Here is a 17,869-nt window from a genome sequence, read left to right on the forward strand (position 1 = left end):
GGTTACTTGAGCGCGGACAGCGCGCCCTCGTAGTCGGGCTCCTGGGTGATCTCGGGCACCAGCTCGGAGTAGACCACGTTGTCGTCGGCGTCGAGCACGACGACCGCGCGCGCGGCCAGGCCGGCCAGCGGGCCCGACTCCTGGGCCACGCCGTAGTCGGCGAGGAACTCACGCCCCCGCATGAGCGACAGCATGGTCACCTTGTCCAGGCCCTCGGCGCCGCAGAACCGGTTCTGGGCGAAGGGCAGGTCGGCCGAGACGCAGAGCACGACCGCGTCGGGGTGCTCGGACGCGACCTGGTTGAAGCGGCGCACGGAGGCCGCGCAGACGCCGGTGTCGACGCTCGGGAAGATGTTGAGCACCTTGGTCTTGCCGGCGAAGTCGGCCAGCGTGCGGTCGGACAGGTCGGTGCCGACCAGCTTGAAGGCGGGCGCGGCGTCGCCGGGCTTCGGGAAGGCGCCGCCCACGGTGATCGGGTTGCCCTTGAAAGTGACGTCGGACATGAAAGCCTCCTGATAGCGATGTTCCCCGACCAGCGATCCTAGCGGCGCGATCTCCCCTAGACGTTGCGGCGGTACTGGCCGCCCGCCTCGAACAGGGCCTCGGTGATCTGGCCGAGCGAGCAGACCCGCGCCGCGTCCATCAGCACCGCGAACGCGTTGCCGTCGGACATCGCGACCTCGCGCAGCCGCGACAGCTCCGCGGGCGCCTGCGGCCGGTTGCGCTCGTGGAAGGCGTGCAGGCGGTCGAGCTGCGACTGCTTCTCCTCCTCGGTGCCCCTGGCCAGCTCCAGCTTGTGCGGGTCGGACTGCTCGGCGCCGGGGTTGCGGAAGGTGTTGACGCCGATGATCGGCAGGGAGCCGTCGTGCTTGCGCATCTCGTACAGCATCGACTCGTCCTGGATCTTGCCGCGCTGGTAGCCGGTCTCCATCGCGCCGAGCACGCCGCCCCGGTCCGACAGCCGCTCGAACTCGGCCAGCACGGCCTCCTCGACCAGGTCGGTCAGCTCGTCGATGATGAACGAGCCCTGCAGCGGGTTCTCGTTCCTGGCCAGGCCCCACTCGCGGTTGATGATGAGCTGGATCGCCATCGCCCGGCGCACCGAGTCGGCCGACGGGGTGGTGACGGCCTCGTCGAAGGCGTTGGTGTGCAGGCTGTTGCAGTTGTCGTAGATGGCGATCAGAGCCTGCAGGGTGGTGCGGATGTCGTTGAAGGACATCTCCTGGGCGTGCAGCGACCGGCCCGAGGTCTGGATGTGGTACTTGAGCTTCTGGGAGCGCTCGGCCGCGCCGTAACGCTCGCGCATGGCCACCGCCCAGATCCGGCGCGCCACCCGGCCGAGCACGCTGTACTCGGGGTCCATGCCGTTGGAGAAGAAGAACGACAGGTTCGGCGCGAAGTCGTCGATCCGCATCCCCCTGGCCAGGTACGCCTCCACGTACGTGAACCCGTTGGCCAGCGTGAACGCGAGCTGGCTGATCGGGTTGGCCCCCGCCTCGGCGATGTGGTAACCGGAGATGGAGACCGAGTAGAAGTTCCTGACCCCGTTCTGGATGAACCACTCCTGGATGTCGGCCATCATCCGCAACGAGAACTCGGTGGAGAAGATGCAGGTGTTCTGCCCCTGGTCCTCCTTCAGGATGTCGGCCTGGACCGTGCCCCTGACCGTGGCCAGCGTACGGGCGCGCAGGTCGCGGGCCTCCTGCTCGTCGGGCTCGCGGCCCTGCTCGGCGCGGAAGCGGTCGAGGGCCTGGTCGAGCGCGGCGTTGAGGAAGAAGGCCAGGATCGTGGGCGCCGGGCCGTTGATCGTCATGGACACCGACGTGTTGGGCGCCGCCAGGTCGAACCCGTCGTAGAGCACCTTCATGTCGTCGAGCGTGGCGATGGACACGCCCGAGGTGCCGACCTTTCCGTAGATGTCGGGGCGCAGGTCGGGGTCGTGGCCGTACAGGGTGACCGAGTCGAAGGCGGTGGACAGCCGGGTGGCGGGCTGGCCCTCCGACAGCAGCTTGAAGCGCCGGTTGGTGCGGAACGGGTCACCCTCGCCGGCGAACATCCTGGTCGGGTCCTCGTCGTCCCGCTTGAACGGGAACACCCCGGCGGTGAACGGGAACGACCCGGGCAGGTTCTCCGAGCGCAGGAAGCGCAGCAGGTCGCCGTGGTCGCTGAAGCGCGGCAGGGCCACCCGCGGGATGCGGTTGCCGGACAGCGTCTCGCGCCAGAGCGGGGTGTGGATCTCCCGGTCGCGGATCTTCACCACCAGCTCGTCGCTGCGGTACGCCTCCTTGACCGCGGGCCAGCCGTCGAGCAGGCGGCGGCTCTCCTCGCTCAGCTCCCCCTCGGCCTGCTCGGCGAGCCCGGCCAGCCGCTCGTCCGCGCCGCCAAGGAGCTCCTGTACGGCGGCGAGCTGCTGACGGCGGCGCGCGACCTCCGCCTGGGCCAGCGTCTCGGCGTGGTAGGTCCGGACGGAGTCGGCGATGTCGGACAGGTAGCGGACCCGGGCGGGCGGGACGATCGCCGCGGCCGCCTTGGAGGTGCGCTCGGTCACGACGGGCAGCAGCCCCGGCCCGACGTCCTCCAGCAGCAGGCCCTTGAGGTGCTGGTAGAGGGCGGTGACGCCGGCGTCGTTGTAGCGGGCGGCGATCGTGCCGAAGACCGGCATGTCCTCGGGCGACTGGCCGAACGCCTCCCGGTTGCGCACGAGCTGGCGGCGTACGTCGCGCAGGGCGTCCTCGGCGCCGCGGCGCTCGTACTTGTTGATGACGACGGCCTCGGCGAAGTCGAGCATGTCGATCTTCTCCAGCTGGGAGGCGGCGCCGAACTCGGGGGTCATGACGTAGATGGGCACGTCGACGTGCGGGACGATGCCGGCGTCGCCCTGGCCGATGCCGGGGGTCTCCACGATCACCAGGTCGTAGCCGGCCGCGCGGCACGCGGTGACCACGTCGTCGAGGCAGGCCGGGACCTCGTTGGCGGCCCCGCGGGTGGCCAGCGAGCGGAAGTAGGTCTGGGGGCCCAGGCTGTTCATCCTGATGCGGTCGCCGAGCAGCGCGCCGCCGCCGCGCCGGCGGGTGGGGTCGATGGCGAGGATGGCGATGCGCAGCTTGTCGTCGTTGTCCACCCGGAACCGGCGGACCAGCTCGTCGGTGAGCGAGGACTTGCCCGAACCGCCCGTGCCGGTGATGCCGAGCACCCGCGCCGGACGCTCCTGGACGGCGACCGCCGCCTTCAGCCCCTCGGCCAGCTCCGCGGAGGCGCGACCGGACTCCATGAAGGTGATCGCGCGGGCCAGCGCCGCCTGGTCGCCCGAGAGCACGGCCTCGACCGACGGCGGGTCGCCGAGCTCGTGGTCGCACTCCTCGATCAGCTTGTTGATCATGCCGGGCAGGCCGTACCGCTGGCCGTCCTCGGGCGAGAAGATACGCGTGACGCCCCTCTCGTGCAGCAGCTCGATCTCCTCGGGGACGATCACGCCGCCACCGCCGCCGTACACCTTGACGTGGCCCGCGCCGCGCTCGCGCAGCAGCTCGACCAGGTACGTGAAGAACTCGACGTGGCCGCCCTGGTAGGAGCTGATGGCCACGCCCTGGACGTCCTCCTGGACGGCGGCCGTGACGATCTCGTCCACGGACCGGTTGTGGCCGAGATGGATCACCTCGGCCCCCTGCGTCTGGAGGATGCGCCGCATGATGTTGATCGCCGCGTCGTGGCCGTCGAACAGCGCCGCGGCGGTCACGAAACGGACAGGGTACGCCGGAACGTGCACGCCTGATCACTCCTTTGCGAGGGGGCCCTCCTGCGAAGATACTAGGACGTCCAACTATTTCGATAGTAGGACGTCCTCGTAGCTCCTTCCGGTCTGGGTAAGGACTGCCCCAGGGGGTGACGCCGATGCGCGCGTTGACGTTCGAGCCGGGCCGGCAGGGGACGCTCGAGGTGGAAGAGGTGCCCGAGCCGGAGCCGGGGCCCGGGGAGCTGCTCGTGCAGGGGCTGGCCCTGGGGGTCTGCGGGACCGACAGGGAGCTGGCGGCGGCCGAGTACGGCTGGGCGCCGCCCGGCAGGAGCCGCATGGTCATCGGCCACGAGTCGCTCGGCCGGGTGCTCCAGGTGCCCGACGGGTCCGCCTTCTCCCCCGGCGACCTGGTCGTGGGCGTGGTGCGCCGGCCCGACCCCGAGCCGTGCGGGGCCTGCGCGCGGGGCGAGTTCGACATGTGCCGCAACGGCCGCTACACCGAGCGCGGCATCAAGGAGATCGACGGCTACGCCAGCGAGCAGTGGGCGGTCAAGGCCGGGTACGCCGTACGCCTGGACCCGTCGCTGGAGAGCGTGGGCATGCTCGTCGAGCCGACGTCCGTGGTGGCCAAGGCGTGGGAGCACATCGAGCGGATCGGCTCGCGCGCCTGGTTCGAGCCGCGCACGGTGCTGGTGACCGGCGCGGGGCCGATCGGGCTGCTGGCGGCGCTGCTGGGCCGGCAGCGCGGGCTGGAGGTGCACGTCCTGGACCGGACGGCGGGCGGGGCCAAGCCCGCGCTGGTGGCCGACCTGGGGGCGACGTACCACGTGGGTGACAACCTGGACGCCTTCACCGACGCCAAACCGGACATCATCATCGAGGGCACCGGGGTGGGGCAGCTCGTCATGGAGGCGCTGACCTGCACGTCCGCGGCCGGGATCGTCTGCCTGGCCGGGCTCGGGGCGGGCGGGCGCACCCACCGGCTGGACGTCAGCGAGATCAACCGGGACATCGTCCTGGAGAACGACGCGGTCTTCGGCACCGTCAACGCCAACCTCCGCCACTTCCGGGACGCCGCGACCGCCCTGGCCCAGGCGGACCGGAGCTGGCTCGAACGCCTGGTCACCCGCCGCGTCCCCCTCACCCGGGCGAAGGACGCCTTCGCCCACGAGCCCGGCGACGTCAAGGTGGTCCTCGACCTCACCTCCTGATCCCCCGGCCTCAGTTCTTGGGGGTGTAGGGCTTGCGGCGGTTGGCGGGGACGTGGCCCGCGGCCGGTCGTCCCGCGCCCGTCCGGCCGTCACGCGGGGCGGGCACCTCGGGCGCCACCGCCCGGACGGCCCGGGGCCGGACCGCGGCGGAGGCGGTCGGGGCGGAGGCGGTCGGGGCGGAGGCGGTCGGGGCGGAGGCGGTCGGGGCGGAGGGAGCGGTGCCCACGCGGATCCCGGCGGTCTCGCGCGGCGGCGGGGCGGGCGTGAGCACGGTCACGCGCGGCGCCCACTCCTCGCCGTCCCTCGTCCGCCCGGCGCCGCGGCCCTCTGGCGCGTTCCAGAACCGCAGCCAGCCGAAGCGACGGTGGACGCCACGACGGCGGCCGGTCACGCGTAAGGAGAGCACGACGGTCACCAGCACCATCGCGACCAGCAACGCGGGCGGCGTGCCCAGGACGTCGAGAGGCGAGGACCGGCCCACGTCCGTGCGCGGCGCGGGCACGAACGGCCGCTCGGTCGAACGGATCTCGACCGCCTGGTCGGCCGTGGCCTTGACCACCCGGGGAAGGCCGTAGCCGACGACCTTGTCGGTGTCCCTGACCTTGCGCTTGAGCCAGACGCGGTCGACGTTGGCCTCGATGGTGTGGATCTTCTTGCCCTCGACCCGTTCCACGATCCCGACGTGGTCGACGCCCTTGTAGCTCTTCCCGCCGCCCCAGTCGAAGAAGACCAGCGCGCCGGGCTCGGGCCGCTGCGCCCACGCCTTCTGCTTGATGAACCAGGCGGCGTGGGAGGGCGTCCAGGCGAACTGCCCGACGTACGGGCCGAGGCCGGTCTTGTCGGCCGCCCAGGCGATGAACATGTCACACCAGGGCGCGTCGCGGTACTGGGTGTCCGCGACGCGATCCGCGTACCACTGGCCGAATTTGGTGGTCTGGCCGCTCTTCTCCTTGTAACCGAGTTCCTGCCGTACCTGCTTCAGCAGCGCGTCCGCGATCGGGTCCAGGGTGACTCCTCCCCGAAAAACCGACAAATCACGATGGACTGTAGTAGCGCCATCGCGAATTTGCTCGAATCATTCAGAAAGTGTCTATTTATGGGCCCAAATTTCGGCATTGGGACGCATGTGACTGCTGAGGCGGGTGGTGCGCCGCTCCTCAGGTCCCAGCGCCCACGCGGTAGACGCTCACCTCGCCCGCGCCCGGCGCCACCACGTCGGCCACGATCACGGTGACGTTGTCGGGCGAGCCGCCCTCGTTCGCCAGGTCGATGAGCCGCTGGACGGCCGCCGCCGGGTCTGCCACCGTGGTCAGCACCTCGTGCAGGACCTCGGGCCCGAGCACGGTGGTGAGCCCGTCGGAGCAGAGGAGGTAACGATCGTCAGGCTCGGCCTCGCGCAGCGCCATGTCCGGCTCGGCCCGGCCCTCGCTGCCCAGGACGCGCAGCACCATGGAACGCCGGGGGTGCACGGCGGCTTGATCCTCTGTTATCCGCCCTTCGTCCACCATCGACTGCACAAGTGTGTGATCCTTGGTCATCTGATAGAGCGCACCATCACGAAGCAGGTATCCGCGGGAGTCACCGAGATGAGCAAGGGCGAACCGGTAGCCGTCCCACAGCATGGCGGTCACCGTGGTCCCCATCCCCCGGCGGGCGGGGTCGATGTCGGCCAGTTCGACCAGCCTGCGGGCCGCCTCGTGCACGGCGCCCTCCAGGGCCGCCTCCAGGTCCGAGCCCGTCTCGGGAAGCGTGGCATCCAGCTCGCGCATGACGGCGATCGCCGCCGAGCTCGCCAGCTCGCCGGCCGCGTGCCCGCCCATTCCGTCGGCAACCACGAGCAACCGGCCACTCGCATAGCCGGAATCCTCGTTCTGCTCCCTGCGGCGGCCCACGTCTGATCCGGCGGCATAGCGGATGTTGTGCTTCATACCCAGCAGTAAATCATTGGTTGAAAGACTTCACAAGCAGATGCGCTGAAGACTCTTGTGAACTACTGTGGCCTCATGAGCCACGACCCGACCGTGAACGCCGGGGACATCGCCCGGCTCGCCGGTGTCGGGCGTGCCGCGGTGAGCAACTGGCGCCGCCGCCACGACGACTTCCCCCAGCCGATCGGCGGAACCGCGAACCAGCCGCTGTTCTCGCTGCGGCAGGTCGAGTCCTGGCTGCGCCGCTATGGGAAGTCCTACCAGGTCTCGCTGGGAGATCGGGTGTGGCAACGCCTGAAAGCCGCCGGCGATCTGCGGCTGGGCCGGTTGGTCGCCCAGGCTGGAACGTTGCTGACCAGCGGTGAGAGCGAGCTGGAGCCCGAGCTGGCCGGGCTCGTGTCGGAGCTGGCCGAGCGGCACGGCGCGCTGACGGCCTACGAGTTCCTCTGCGAGCGCTACCTGGAGGCCCACTCCCGCCAGCTCTCGGTCACCCGCCACGACGTGGCCGAGCTGATGCTGCGGCTCGTCCGCGCCGACGGCGCCACCGTCCTCGACCCGGCCTGCGGGGTCGGCACCCTGCTCCTGCCGCCGCCCGGCGCGCCGGAACGGTCCGAGGCCGTTCCCGGCGGCCCCGCGCCCGCCGAGGGCGACGACCCGCCGCCCGGCCGTGGCCGGCCCGCCCGGGTGCTCGGGCAGGAGCTCAGCGAGACCTCGGCCGCCATCACCGCCGCCCGCCTGCGGCTGCGCGGCATCCAGGCCGACATCGTGGCCGGCGACTCCATGCGGCTCGACGGCTTCCCCGAGGTCAAGGCCGACGCCGTGGTGTGCGATCCGCCGTTCAACGAGCGGGCCTGGGGTTACGAGGAGCTGACCGGCGACCCGCGCTGGGAGCACGGCCTGCCGCCGCGCGGCGAGCCCGAGCTGGCCTGGGTCCAGCACTGCCTCACCCACGTCCGGCCCGGCGGCCTGGTCGCCGTGCTCATGCCGCCGGCCGCCGCGAGCCGCAAGGCGGGCCGCCGGATCAGGGCCAACCTGCTGCGCGCCGGAGCCCTGCGCGCGGTGGTGGCGCTGCCGGGCTCCGACCTGTGGCTGCTGCGCCGGCCGAGGGCGGGCGAGCGGCCGCCGTCGGAGGTGCTCATCCTCGACGCGACGGCCGACCTGGCGCCGGTCGAGCCCGCCTGGCTGGCCTACCTCGACGACCGCTCCGACCAGACCGTGCGCATCATCGACCTGCTGGCCGACGAGGTCGACATGACCCCGGCCCGCCACCAGCGCCGCGACGACGTGGGCCGGGCCTTCGCGCAGGCCCGCGACCGTTTCCTGGCCGCCGCGGCCGTCCCGCCCGACCTGAAGGTGCTCGACCAGCCGCTCGACCAGCCGTCCACGACGCTGGGCGACCTGATCAAGGAGGGCCTGGTGAGCACGTCCCAGGCGCCGCCCAAGATGGCCGCCGACGGGGGCGACGTGGCCGTGCTCACGGCCGACGACGTGCTGCGCGGCAGCGCGCCCTCCGGCCTGACCAGCATGCAGCCCGGCCTGATCGTGATCCGTCCCGGCGACGTGGTGGCCTCCTACTCCGGGGTGCGGGTGATCGCCGACGGCGGCGCGGTGCTCGGCCCCCACCTGACCCTCTACCGGGTCGACGCCCGCCGGCTCGACCCCGACTTCCTGGCAGGCTTCCTGCGGGCCGCGGGCGGCCGGGTGACCACCGGGTCCAGCAGGTTCGACGTGCGCCGCACCCGCGTGCCGCGGTTGTCGCTGAAGGAGCAGAAGGCGTACGGGGAGGCGTTCAGGCAACTGGCCGTGCTGGAGGACGCGCTGCGCGAGACCTCGACCCTCGGCCGCACCCTGATCAGGCTCGGCCTCGACGGGCTGGCCGACGGCCATCTGCACCCGCAGTCCTGACGGTGTAGTTTTTCCCGAAAGGCTGCGTGGAGGGGCGAATGGTCATCGGCGACCGCTATGAGCTCGACGACCTCCCCCTCGGGCAGGGCGGGATGGGCGCGGTCTACGCGGGCCACGACCGCCACCTCGACCGCAGGGTGGCGGTGAAGCTGCTCAGGCTGCCGAGCGGCCCCGACCACGAGCTGGAACGCCGGTTCATCCGCGAGGCGCGCATCCTGGCCAGGCTGGAGCATCCGGGCGCGCCCGTGCTCTACGACTTCGGCACCCACGAGCAGCGGCTCTACCAGGTGATGCAGTTCATCGAGGGCGTCACCGTGGCCGACGTGGTCAGCGAGCACGGCCCCCTGCCGGTGCCGTGGGCGGCGGCCATCGCGGCCCAGGCGTGCGCGGTGTTGTCGGCGGCCCACGCCCTGGCGATCTGCCACCGCGACCTCAAGCCGACCAACCTCATGCTCTGCCCCGACGGCAGCGTCAAGGTGCTCGACTTCGGGCTCGCGCTGCTCCGGGACGCCGACGTCACCACGTTCACCCGGATCGGCCAGATCCTCGGCACGCCGGCGTACATGGCCCCCGAGCAGATCCAGCACGGCGTGGCCGAGCCGCGCAGCGACCTGTACTCGCTCGGCTGCGTCCTGCACGAGATGCTGACCGGGCGGCAGCTCTTCACCGGGCCGACCGACTACGTGGTGTTCGAGCAGCAGGTCAAGGAGCGTCCGCCGGCCATCCCCGGCCTTCCCGACAAGCTGGGCGCGCTCCTGGCCGAACTGCTGGAGAAGCAGCCGGAGAACCGTCCCGCCGACGCCGACGAGCTGTACGAGCGGCTGGCCCCCTTTGCCGTCGAGCTGCCGATGCTCCCCGGCTTCCTGGCCGAGGCGCCGAGCCCCGGCCGCATGTACGCCCGCATGGTGGGCCGCGTGCTCAGCCCCCGGTCGTAGGGCTCCGGAACCCGGCGAAGGCGGCGATCAGGGCATCCCCCAGGCGGTCGCGCCAGCAGTAGCGGTCGTGGCCGCCCGCGAACTCCCGGTAGTCCGCCGCCGCGCCGAGCACGGCCCGCAGCCGTTCGGTCGGGCCGTGCATGTCGTCGTCCTCCAGGCTGCCGAGCTGGAGGTGCACGCGTGGCACCGGGCCCCTGGCCAGCTCGCCCGTCAGCCATTCGGGCTCGGGCCCGTCCGGCCACCAGAACGAGCCCGACTGCGACACCGCCGCGGCGAACCTGCCGGGATGCCGGTGGGCGGCGTAGACGGCGGTGAGCCCGCCGAGGCTCTGGCCGGCGATCACGGTGAAGCCGTCGTGGGGCAGGGCGTCCACGAAGCCGGGGTCGCAGGTGAGCCGGGCCGTGCGGTCGGGGCCCGACTCGACCAGCCAGGCCCGGACCGGCGGGATGCGGCCGGCCGCGATGAGGTTGTCGAGGACGACGGGCAGGTCCTCGGTCCACTCCTCGCCGTCGAGCGCGACCAGCGAGCAGACCGGCGGGAGCGCGGGCTCGTACCGGAACCCGACGGGCTCGCGGACGAGCTCGTGGCGGCGCCGGCCGGGGACCAGCCACGGTGACGACGGAGTCGTCTCGGCGATCGAGAAGCCGCGCCACCGGCGGGGATTGAGCGGGTCGGCGACCTGCTCGCCGTCCACCTGGAGGTGGTAGGAGGCGCGCCAGCCGCGCCGCACGCGGAAGGTGCGGCTCCAGAGGTCCGGCCCGCACTCCAGCAGCGCGTCGGCGCCGTCGGGACGCAGCCTGCCGGCCAGGACGCGCACCTCCCGGGCGGGGCCGCGCCACAGGAACGTGACCGCGTCGTGCTCGTCGTCGAGCCGGCTGACGACGGGCGTGACGGTCGCGCCCGGACGCGGAACCGGCAGGGTCTCGGGCGGAAGGTCGCTCGTCAAGGCGGGCTGCTCCTCGATCCGGTCGGAGACGTTGCAGCACCCTACCCCACCCGCCCCCCCGCCCGCCCTGAACGCGCTCTCTCGGTAACGCCGATCGTTATCCGGACACCGTTGACAGGGTGGCGTATGGGCCGCGAATCTGGCGAGAGAGCGCTCTCTCACATCCCCCGTTCTACCCAGGAGGGTTTCCATGACCCCTCGTGTCCGGCGGCTCGCCCTGCCCGTGCTCACCGCGTCCCTGCTCGCGCTGGCGACGGCCTGCGGTGGCGGCGGCGGAAGCCCCGCCACCGAGGCGAGCGCCAAGCCCGGCGAGAAGATCAAGCTGTCCATCGGCCTCTTCGGCGACTTCGGCTTCAAACCGCTCTACGAGGAATACAAGAAGACCCACCCGAACATCGAGATCACGGAGGCCGTCACCCAGTTCAACGACCACCACAACAACCTGGTCAAGCGCCTGGCCACGAACGCCGGCGCGGGTGACGTCGAGGCCGTCGAGGTGGGCTACGTCAGCACGTTCACCTCCCAGCCCGGCAAGTTCGTCGACCTCAAGCAGTACGGGCTGGACAAGCGGCAGGGCGACTACCTCGACTGGAAATGGCAGCAGGGCCTCAGCAAGGACGGGCAGCAGCTCCTCGGCCTCGGCACCGACGTCGGCGGCCTGGCCATGTGCTACCGCAAGGACCTGTTCAAGAAGGCCGGGCTGCCGAGCGACCGGACCGAGGTGAGCGCTCTCTGGCCGACCTGGGAGCAGTACATCGAGACCGGCAAGAAGTTCGGCGCCGCGGACGTCGCCGGCGCCAAGTTCGTCGACTCCCCCGGCGAGATCTTCCGGGCCATGGTCAACCAGGCCCCCGTCGGCCTGTACGACGCCCAGGACCAGATCATCGTGGACAGCAACCCCGACGTGAAGAAGGCGTGGGACCTGTCCAACCAGCTCACCCAGGAGGGCCTGACCGCCAAGCTGGCCGCCTTCACCCCGCCGTGGAACACCGGCTTCGCCAAGGGCTCGTTCGCCACGATCATCTGCCCGGCCTGGATGACCGGGTTCATCCAGGAGCAGGCCAAGGACGCCTCCGGCAAGTGGGACATCGCGACCGTGCCGGGCGGTTCGGGCAACAGCGGCGGCTCGCATCTGATGGTGCCCAAGCAGAGCAAGCACCCGAAGGAGGCGGCCGAGCTGATCGACTTCCTGACCTCCAAGGAGAACCAGGCCAAGGTGTTCAAGGAGGAGGGCACGTTCCCGTCGATCCCGGCGCTGTACGACGACCCCTCGATCCAGAACTTCACCAAGCCGTTCTTCGGCGACGCCCCCATCGGCAAGATCTACTCCGACGCCGCCAAGGCACTCAAGCCGCAGCACCTCGGCCCGAAGGAGGCCGACGTCCGGGTGGCGATCGGCAACGGGCTCGGCCGGGTCGAGCAGGGCAAGCAGACGCCCGACGAGGCGTGGGCGCAGGTCCTCCAGGACGTCCAGAAGATCAAATGAGTACGCTCCCGCTGTCGGCGCCGGCCCGGCACCGGCGGCGTGGCGTACGGCACACCCTCGACGTGAGGGTGTCGCCGTACGCCTACGTCGCCCCCTTCTTCCTGCTCTTCTGCGCCTTCGGGCTGTTCCCGCTCGTCTACACGGCCTGGGTGAGCCTGCACGACTGGACCCTGCTGTCGGAGGAGCACACGTTCGTCGGCGCGAAGAACTTCCAGACGCTGCTGGCCGACGGCTACTTCTGGAACGCCACCTTCAACACGCTGTCCATCGGCGTGTTGTCCACCGTGCCGCAGCTCCTGCTGGCCATCTGGCTGGCCCACCTGCTGAACCGGCGGCTGCGCTTCCAGACGCTGCTGCGCATCTCGATGCTGCTGCCCAACGTCACCAGCGTGGTGGCCGTGGTGGTGATCTTCAGCCAGCTCTTCGGCCGCGACTTCGGGCTGATCAACTGGGTGTTGTCGTGGGTCGGCATCGGGAAGATCGACTGGGCGGCCGGCACCGCGACCTCGCACATCGCGCTCTCCGTGATGATCATGTGGCGCTGGACCGGCTACAACGCGCTCATCTTCCTGGCCGCCATGCAGGCCGTACCGCGCGAGCTGTACGAGGCCGCCACCCTCGACGGCGCGAGCAGCTTCACCCAGCTGCGCCGGATCACCATCCCGATGATCCGGCCCACGATCATCTTCGTCGTCATCGTCTCCACGATCGGCGCGATGCAGATCATCGCCGAGCCCCTGCTGTTCGGCCAGAGCAGCGGCGCGGGCGGCGGCGCGGCCAGCGGTGGCCCGGACCGCCAGTACCAGACGCTCGCGCTGTTCGTCTACGAGCAGGGCTTCACCAGGTTCGACTTCGGGTACGCCTCGGCGGCGTCCTGGCTGATGTTCCTGGTCGTGGTGGTCGCCGCCGGGATCAACTTCCTGATCAGCCGCAGGGTGAAGGGCGGCACGACATGAGACTGCGCTACCTGACCCTCATCGCGGTCGCCTTCTTCTCCGCCTTCCCGCTCTACTACAGCGTCGTGGTGGCCTCGCGGCACAACTCGGCGCTGGCCGAGGTCCCGCCGCCGCTGCTGCCCGGCGGGAACTTCTTCGACAACGTCGCCCGCGTGTTCGACACCGTGCCCTTCGGGCTGGCGCTGCTGAACTCGGTCATCGTGGCGGGCTCGATCGCGGTCGCGGTGATGTTCTTCTCGACGCTGGCCGGGTTCGCCTTCGCCAAGCTGAGGTTCCGGGGCAGGAACGCCATGCTGGTGATCACCGTGGCCACCATGATGGTCCCGGCCCAGCTCGGCATCATCCCGCTCTACCTGCTCATGGTGAAGCTGGAGTGGACCGGCACGGACTACGCGCTGATCGTGCCGGCGCTGGTCAACGCGTTCGGCGTGTTCTTCATGACCCAGTACCTGACCCGGGCGCTGCCGGACGAGCTGCTGGAGGCCGGGCGGGTCGACGGGTGCACGACGTGGGGCCTGTTCTGGCACGTCGTGCTGCCCGCCGCGCGGCCGGCGGCGGCCGTGCTCGGCATGCTGACGTTCATGTCGGCCTGGAACGACTACTTCTGGCCGCTGGTCGTGCTGAACCCGGACAACCCGACCGTCCAAGTGGCTCTGTCGACGCTGGCCAGCGGTTACGTCAACGACTACGTGCTGGGCCTGGCGGGCACGGCGGTCGGCGTCCTGCCGCTCGTGGCGGTCTTCGCCCTGTTCGGCAGGCAAATCATCGGTGGAATCATGCAAGGAGCTGTTAAGGGATGAAGTTTCCCGAGGAATTCGTCTGGGGAGCCGCCACGGCCTCCTACCAGATCGAGGGGGCGGTCAAGGAGGACGGGCGCGGCCGCTCGATCTGGGACACCTTCTCCCACACCCCCGGGAAGGTCGCCGGCGACGACACCGGCGACGTGGCCTGCGACCACTACCACCGGTACAAGGACGACGTCGCGCTGATGCGCGAGCTGCGGCTGCGGGCCTACCGGTTCTCGGTGGCCTGGCCGCGCGTGCAGCCGGAGGGGACGGGGCCGATCAACCCGCGCGGCTTGGCCTTCTACGACAAGCTCGTAGATGAACTACTAGCCGCCGAAATTTCGCCCTATGTCACGCTTTATCACTGGGACCTTCCCCAAGCCCTCGAAGACCACGGCGGCTGGACGAACCGCGACACGGCCTACCGTTTCGCCGACTACGCCCAGGCCGTGCACGACCGGCTCGGCGACCGGGTGACCCACTGGACGACGCTCAACGAGCCCTGGGTGTCGGCCTTCCTCGGCTACGGCAACGGCGTGCACGCGCCCGGCCGCCGCGACCCTGGCCAGGCCATGCGCGCGGCCCACCACCTGCTGCTCAGCCACGGCCTGGCGGCGCGCGGGCTGCGCGCGGCGGGGGCGCGCAGCATCATGCTCGTGGTCAACTCCGCGCCGGTGCTCACCCCGGCCCAGGTCAACGACCCCACGGCGGTCGCCGGCGAGGCGGACGCGGCCGCCGCCGAACGGGTCCACGCCCTGCTGACCAGGCAGTTCCTCGACCCCGCGGTGCACGGCAGGTACCCGGAGGAGGTCCTCGCGGCGGCGGCGCGCAACGGCGGGACCGCGCACGTCCACGACGGCGACCTGGAGCTGATCAACGCGCCGATCGACCTGGTAGGCGTCAACTACTACAACCCGTGCGTGGTCGAGTCGGGCCCGGGGCTGCCCGCCGACGCCGCCTGGCCGGGCTCGGACGACGTGCGCTTCGCCACGGCGGACGCCCCGGTCACCGTGATGGGCTGGCCGATCGTGCCCGACGGCCTGTCCCGGCTGCTCGTCCGGCTCTCGAAGGACTATCCGCAGGTCGGGCTCATGATCACCGAGAACGGCGCGGCCTTCGACGACCTGGTCGAGGACGGCCGGGTGCACGACGACGAGCGCGTGGCGTACCTGGACGGGCACCTGCGCGAGCTGCACCGGGCCGTCGAGGCGGGCGCCGACCTGCGCGGTTACCTGGTGTGGTCGTTGCTGGACAACTTCGAGTGGGCCGAGGGCTACCGGCGCAGGTTCGGCATCGTGCACGTGGACTACGCGACGCAGGCCCGGGTGCCCAAGGACAGCGCTCTGTGGTACCGCGACGTGATCAGCAGGAACGGCCTGTAGATTTTTTCCGTGCTCTCCCTCTTGGTGCAGTCATGAGACGCCCGACGCTGGAGGCGGTCGCCGCCCGCGCGGGCGTCTCCCGCGCGACCGCCTCCAGGGTCGTCAACAACCAGACGACCGTCGCGCCGCACATCCGCGACGCCGTGCAGCGCGCGATCGACGAGCTGGGCTACATCCCCAACTCGGCGGCGCGCAGCCTGGTCACCCAGCGCACCGACTCGATCGCCCTGGTCGTCAGCGAGCCGGGCACCCGGGTCTTCTCCGAGGACCCGATGTTCTCCACGGCGATCAGGTCGGCCAGCTACGAGCTGGAGGCGGTCAACAAGCAGGTCGTGCTGATGCTGGCGTCCTCGCCCAAGAGCCACGCCCGGGTGGAGCGGTACATCTCCGGCGGCCACGTCGACGGCGTCATGCTGATCTCCATGCACGGCGCCGACCCGCTGCCGGCCGCGCTGTCGCGCCTGCGCGTGCCCGTGGTCTCGTACGGGCGGCCGGCCGTGCCGGTCGACATCCCGTTCGTCGACAACGACAACGTGGGCGGGGCCGAGGCGGGCGTCCGGCACCTGGTCGAGTCGGGGCGGCGCAGGATCGCCACCATCGCCGGCCCGCAGGACATGATCGCCGGCCAGGACCGCCTGACCGGCTACCGCAACGTGCTGCGCGACTCCGACCGCCGCTCGATCGTGGCCGTGGGCGACTTCACCCGGGAGTCGGGCGCGATCGCGATGCGCCAGCTCCTCGGCGACGACCCGGCGCTCGACGCCGTGTTCGTGGGCAACGACCTGATGGCGGTCGGCGCGTTGCAGGCGTTGCGCCAGGCCGGGCGGCGGGTGCCCGACGACGTCGCGGTGGTGGGGTTCGACGACATCGAGGCGGCCAAGTACACCGAGCCGCCGCTGACCACGCTGCGCCATCCGATCGCCGAGCAGGCGGCGGCCATGGTCCGGCTGCTGCTCGGCCTGTTCGAGGGCGGCTCGCGGGAACCGGTGATCCTGCCCACCGAGCTGGTGGTCCGTGAGTCGGCCTGAGCCCGCCGGGGCCGCGCGGGTGATCTCCGCCGGCGAGGCCGTGGCCGCCGCCGTCGCGGTGGCCGAGGAGCACGGCGTCACGGTGCGCGAGCCCGTCGTGCTGAAGGACTCCTACAACCTGCGGATCCACCTGCGGCCGGCGCCGGTCGTGGCGCGGGTGCCCACGGTCACCGCCCTGGCCCGGCTCCGGCCCGAGGAGGCGATGCGCCGGGAGCTGGCGGTCGTGTCGTTCCTGCACGAGCTGGGGGCGCCGGTCGTGCCGCCGAGCGACCTGCTGCCGGCGCGGGTGCACGAGCGCGACGGGGCGCCGGTGTCGTTCTGGCGGCACGTCGAGCACGACGGGTCGCGGCCGGTGACGCCCGAGGTGTTCGGGCGGGCGCTGCGCGAGTTGCACGAGGCGCTGCGCGGCTATCCGGGCGCGCTGCCGCGCCTCGGGCCCGTCCTCGACGAGCCCGGGCACCTGCTCCGGGTGCTCGCCGCCGACCTGGAGCCGGCGGTGTCGGCCCGGCTCGCCGAGGCCCGCGCCGGACTGGCGGCCCGGCTGCCGGGCGGCGGTCAGGCCGTGCACCCCGGCGACCCGGCCCTGGCGGTGTTCGCCGAGGCGCGGGCTCTCCAGGCCGTCCTGTGGACGCTGGCCAGGGCGCTGCGCTTCCCTGAGGAGCGGGCCGCCGCCCGCGCCGTCCTCGACGGCTGGCTGCGCGACCCTACCGGCCGTTCCCGCTGACCGGGCCCGTGCTCGGGCCCGTTGTCAGACCGGCACGACGCCCTGCGCCGGGCCGAGGAAGTAGCCGCCGGTGGCGTCGAGCACGTGGCCGGTGATCCACCGGGCGTCCGGCCGGGCCAGCAGCGCCACGGCGTCGGCGATGTCCTCGGGGCGGCCGATGCGGCCGAGCGCGGTGACCTCGGTGACGCGCCGCTCGGCGACGCCGTCGTGGTCTTCGCGCAGCCAGGCGTTCATGTCGGTCTCGGTGACGCCCGGGGAGACGGTGTTGACGGTGATGCCGCGTGGGCCGAGCAGCGGGGCCAGGGTGAAGCCGAGCGTGTCCAGCGCGCCCTTGGTCATCGAGTACACGACATCGGGCAGCGCGATGCGGACGACCGCCGAGGACACGTTGATGATCCGGCCGCCGTCGTTCAGCAGCGGCAGCGCCCGTTCGATGACGAAGTACGGCGCCCGCACGTTCACCGCGAACACCCGGTCGAACTGCTCGGGCGTCACCGAGTTCAGCACTCCCCCCAGGATGGCGGCGTTGTTCACCACGATGTCCAGCCGGTCGTCGCGCAGGCCGTCGAACAGGGCGTCCACGCCGTCCTCGAAGGCGGCCTTGACCGCGTACGCCTGTCCGCCGGCGTTCTCGATCTCGGCGACCGTCTCCTTGGCCAGGTCGTCGTTGGTGGCGTAGTGGACGATCACACGGGCGCCGCCGGCGGCCAGGCGTCGCGCCACGGCCCGTCCGATGCCGCGCGAGGCCCCCGTGACCAGCGCGATCCTGCCTGCGAACTCACTCATTGCGTGCTCCTTCATCGGTGGAGCTCCATCGTGCGGCGGGGACTTCGCGGGCGTCCAAGACCGG

At 71.4% G+C, this 17,869-nt stretch carries 15 protein-coding genes; 9 read left to right on the plus strand and 6 right to left on the minus strand.

Going from position 1 to position 17,869, the window contains the following annotated elements; all coding sequences use genetic code 11:
* Nucleotides 1-2: 2 nt before the first annotated feature.
* A complete protein-coding gene (gene tpx, locus ACNF49_RS49880; RefSeq protein ID WP_357970994.1) occupies nt 3-503 on the minus strand; it encodes a thiol peroxidase in 501 nt (166 codons plus the stop codon).
* A gap of 56 nt (nt 504-559) precedes the next feature.
* The gene (gene icmF, locus ACNF49_RS49885) at nt 560-3,766 is read right to left on the minus strand and encodes a fused isobutyryl-CoA mutase/GTPase IcmF (protein ID WP_482942046.1); all 3,207 of its coding nucleotides are present in this window, start codon (nt 3,764-3,766) and stop codon (nt 560-562) included.
* Nucleotides 3,767-3,891: 125 nt separating this feature from the next.
* Here icmF and ACNF49_RS49890 point away from each other — a divergent pair, with 125 nt between their 5' ends.
* On the plus strand, nt 3,892-4,944 hold the full coding sequence (locus tag ACNF49_RS49890) for a glucose 1-dehydrogenase (RefSeq protein ID WP_482942047.1): 1,053 nt from the start codon (nt 3,892-3,894) through the stop codon (nt 4,942-4,944).
* 10 nt (nt 4,945-4,954) lie between these two features.
* On the opposite strand, the gene ACNF49_RS49895 is transcribed toward ACNF49_RS49890, so the two are convergent.
* Together ACNF49_RS49895 and ACNF49_RS49900 are read right to left on the minus strand one after the other, a co-directional pair.
* A complete protein-coding gene (locus ACNF49_RS49895; protein WP_482942048.1) occupies nt 4,955-5,977 on the minus strand; it encodes a CHAP domain-containing protein in 1,023 nt (340 codons plus the stop codon).
* A gap of 124 nt (nt 5,978-6,101) precedes the next feature.
* Nucleotides 6,102-6,872, minus strand: coding sequence for a PP2C family protein-serine/threonine phosphatase (locus ACNF49_RS49900; RefSeq protein ID WP_357970990.1), 771 nt, complete (start codon nt 6,870-6,872; stop codon nt 6,102-6,104).
* A gap of 75 nt (nt 6,873-6,947) precedes the next feature.
* Here ACNF49_RS49900 and ACNF49_RS49905 point away from each other — a divergent pair, with 75 nt between their 5' ends.
* Both ACNF49_RS49905 and ACNF49_RS49910 read left to right on the plus strand, forming a co-directional pair.
* Entirely contained in the window at nt 6,948-8,777 is a 1,830-nt protein-coding gene (locus tag ACNF49_RS49905) for an HsdM family class I SAM-dependent methyltransferase (RefSeq protein ID WP_482942049.1), read from the plus strand.
* Between the two features lie 38 nt (nt 8,778-8,815).
* A complete protein-coding gene (locus ACNF49_RS49910; protein WP_357970988.1) occupies nt 8,816-9,712 on the plus strand; it encodes a serine/threonine-protein kinase in 897 nt (298 codons plus the stop codon).
* Here ACNF49_RS49910 and ACNF49_RS49915 read toward each other — a convergent pair.
* Nucleotides 9,696-10,658, minus strand: coding sequence for an alpha/beta hydrolase-fold protein (locus ACNF49_RS49915; protein WP_482942050.1), 963 nt, complete (start codon nt 10,656-10,658; stop codon nt 9,696-9,698). The two genes, ACNF49_RS49910 and ACNF49_RS49915, sit on opposite strands and share 17 nt — an antisense overlap.
* A gap of 190 nt (nt 10,659-10,848) precedes the next feature.
* On the opposite strand from ACNF49_RS49915, the gene ACNF49_RS49920 reads away from it, so the two are divergent.
* From ACNF49_RS49920 to ACNF49_RS49945, 6 genes are read left to right on the plus strand one after another with little or no spacing between them, the layout of a single operon-like run.
* A complete protein-coding gene (locus ACNF49_RS49920; RefSeq protein ID WP_482942051.1) occupies nt 10,849-12,144 on the plus strand; it encodes an ABC transporter substrate-binding protein in 1,296 nt (431 codons plus the stop codon).
* Nucleotides 12,141-13,100, plus strand: a complete 960-nt coding sequence (locus ACNF49_RS49925; RefSeq protein ID WP_482942052.1) for a carbohydrate ABC transporter permease — start codon at nt 12,141-12,143, stop codon at nt 13,098-13,100. The genes ACNF49_RS49920 and ACNF49_RS49925 overlap by 4 nt, the downstream gene beginning before the upstream one ends.
* Nucleotides 13,097-13,900, plus strand: a complete 804-nt coding sequence (locus ACNF49_RS49930) for a carbohydrate ABC transporter permease (RefSeq protein WP_357970984.1) — start codon at nt 13,097-13,099, stop codon at nt 13,898-13,900. Before ACNF49_RS49925 ends, ACNF49_RS49930 begins: the two co-directional genes overlap by 4 nt.
* Nucleotides 13,897-15,267, plus strand: coding sequence for a GH1 family beta-glucosidase (locus ACNF49_RS49935; RefSeq protein ID WP_482942053.1), 1,371 nt, complete (start codon nt 13,897-13,899; stop codon nt 15,265-15,267). The genes ACNF49_RS49930 and ACNF49_RS49935 overlap by 4 nt, the downstream gene beginning before the upstream one ends.
* 32 nt (nt 15,268-15,299) lie before the next feature.
* Entirely contained in the window at nt 15,300-16,295 is a 996-nt protein-coding gene (locus ACNF49_RS49940; RefSeq protein WP_352320101.1) for a LacI family DNA-binding transcriptional regulator, read from the plus strand.
* Nucleotides 16,282-17,019, plus strand: coding sequence for an aminoglycoside phosphotransferase/kinase family protein (locus ACNF49_RS49945; protein ID WP_482942054.1), 738 nt, complete (start codon nt 16,282-16,284; stop codon nt 17,017-17,019). Before ACNF49_RS49940 ends, ACNF49_RS49945 begins: the two co-directional genes overlap by 14 nt.
* A 24-nt stretch (nt 17,020-17,043) precedes the next feature.
* Here ACNF49_RS49945 and ACNF49_RS49950 read toward each other — a convergent pair whose 3' ends face one another.
* Nucleotides 17,044-17,805 carry an SDR family oxidoreductase gene (locus ACNF49_RS49950; protein ID WP_357970978.1) on the minus strand — a complete coding sequence of 254 codons (762 nt, stop codon included), beginning with the start codon at nt 17,803-17,805 and terminating at the stop codon, nt 17,044-17,046.
* Nucleotides 17,806-17,869: the final 64 nt, after the last annotated feature.

The organism is Actinomadura sp. ATCC 39365, assembly GCF_054392275.1.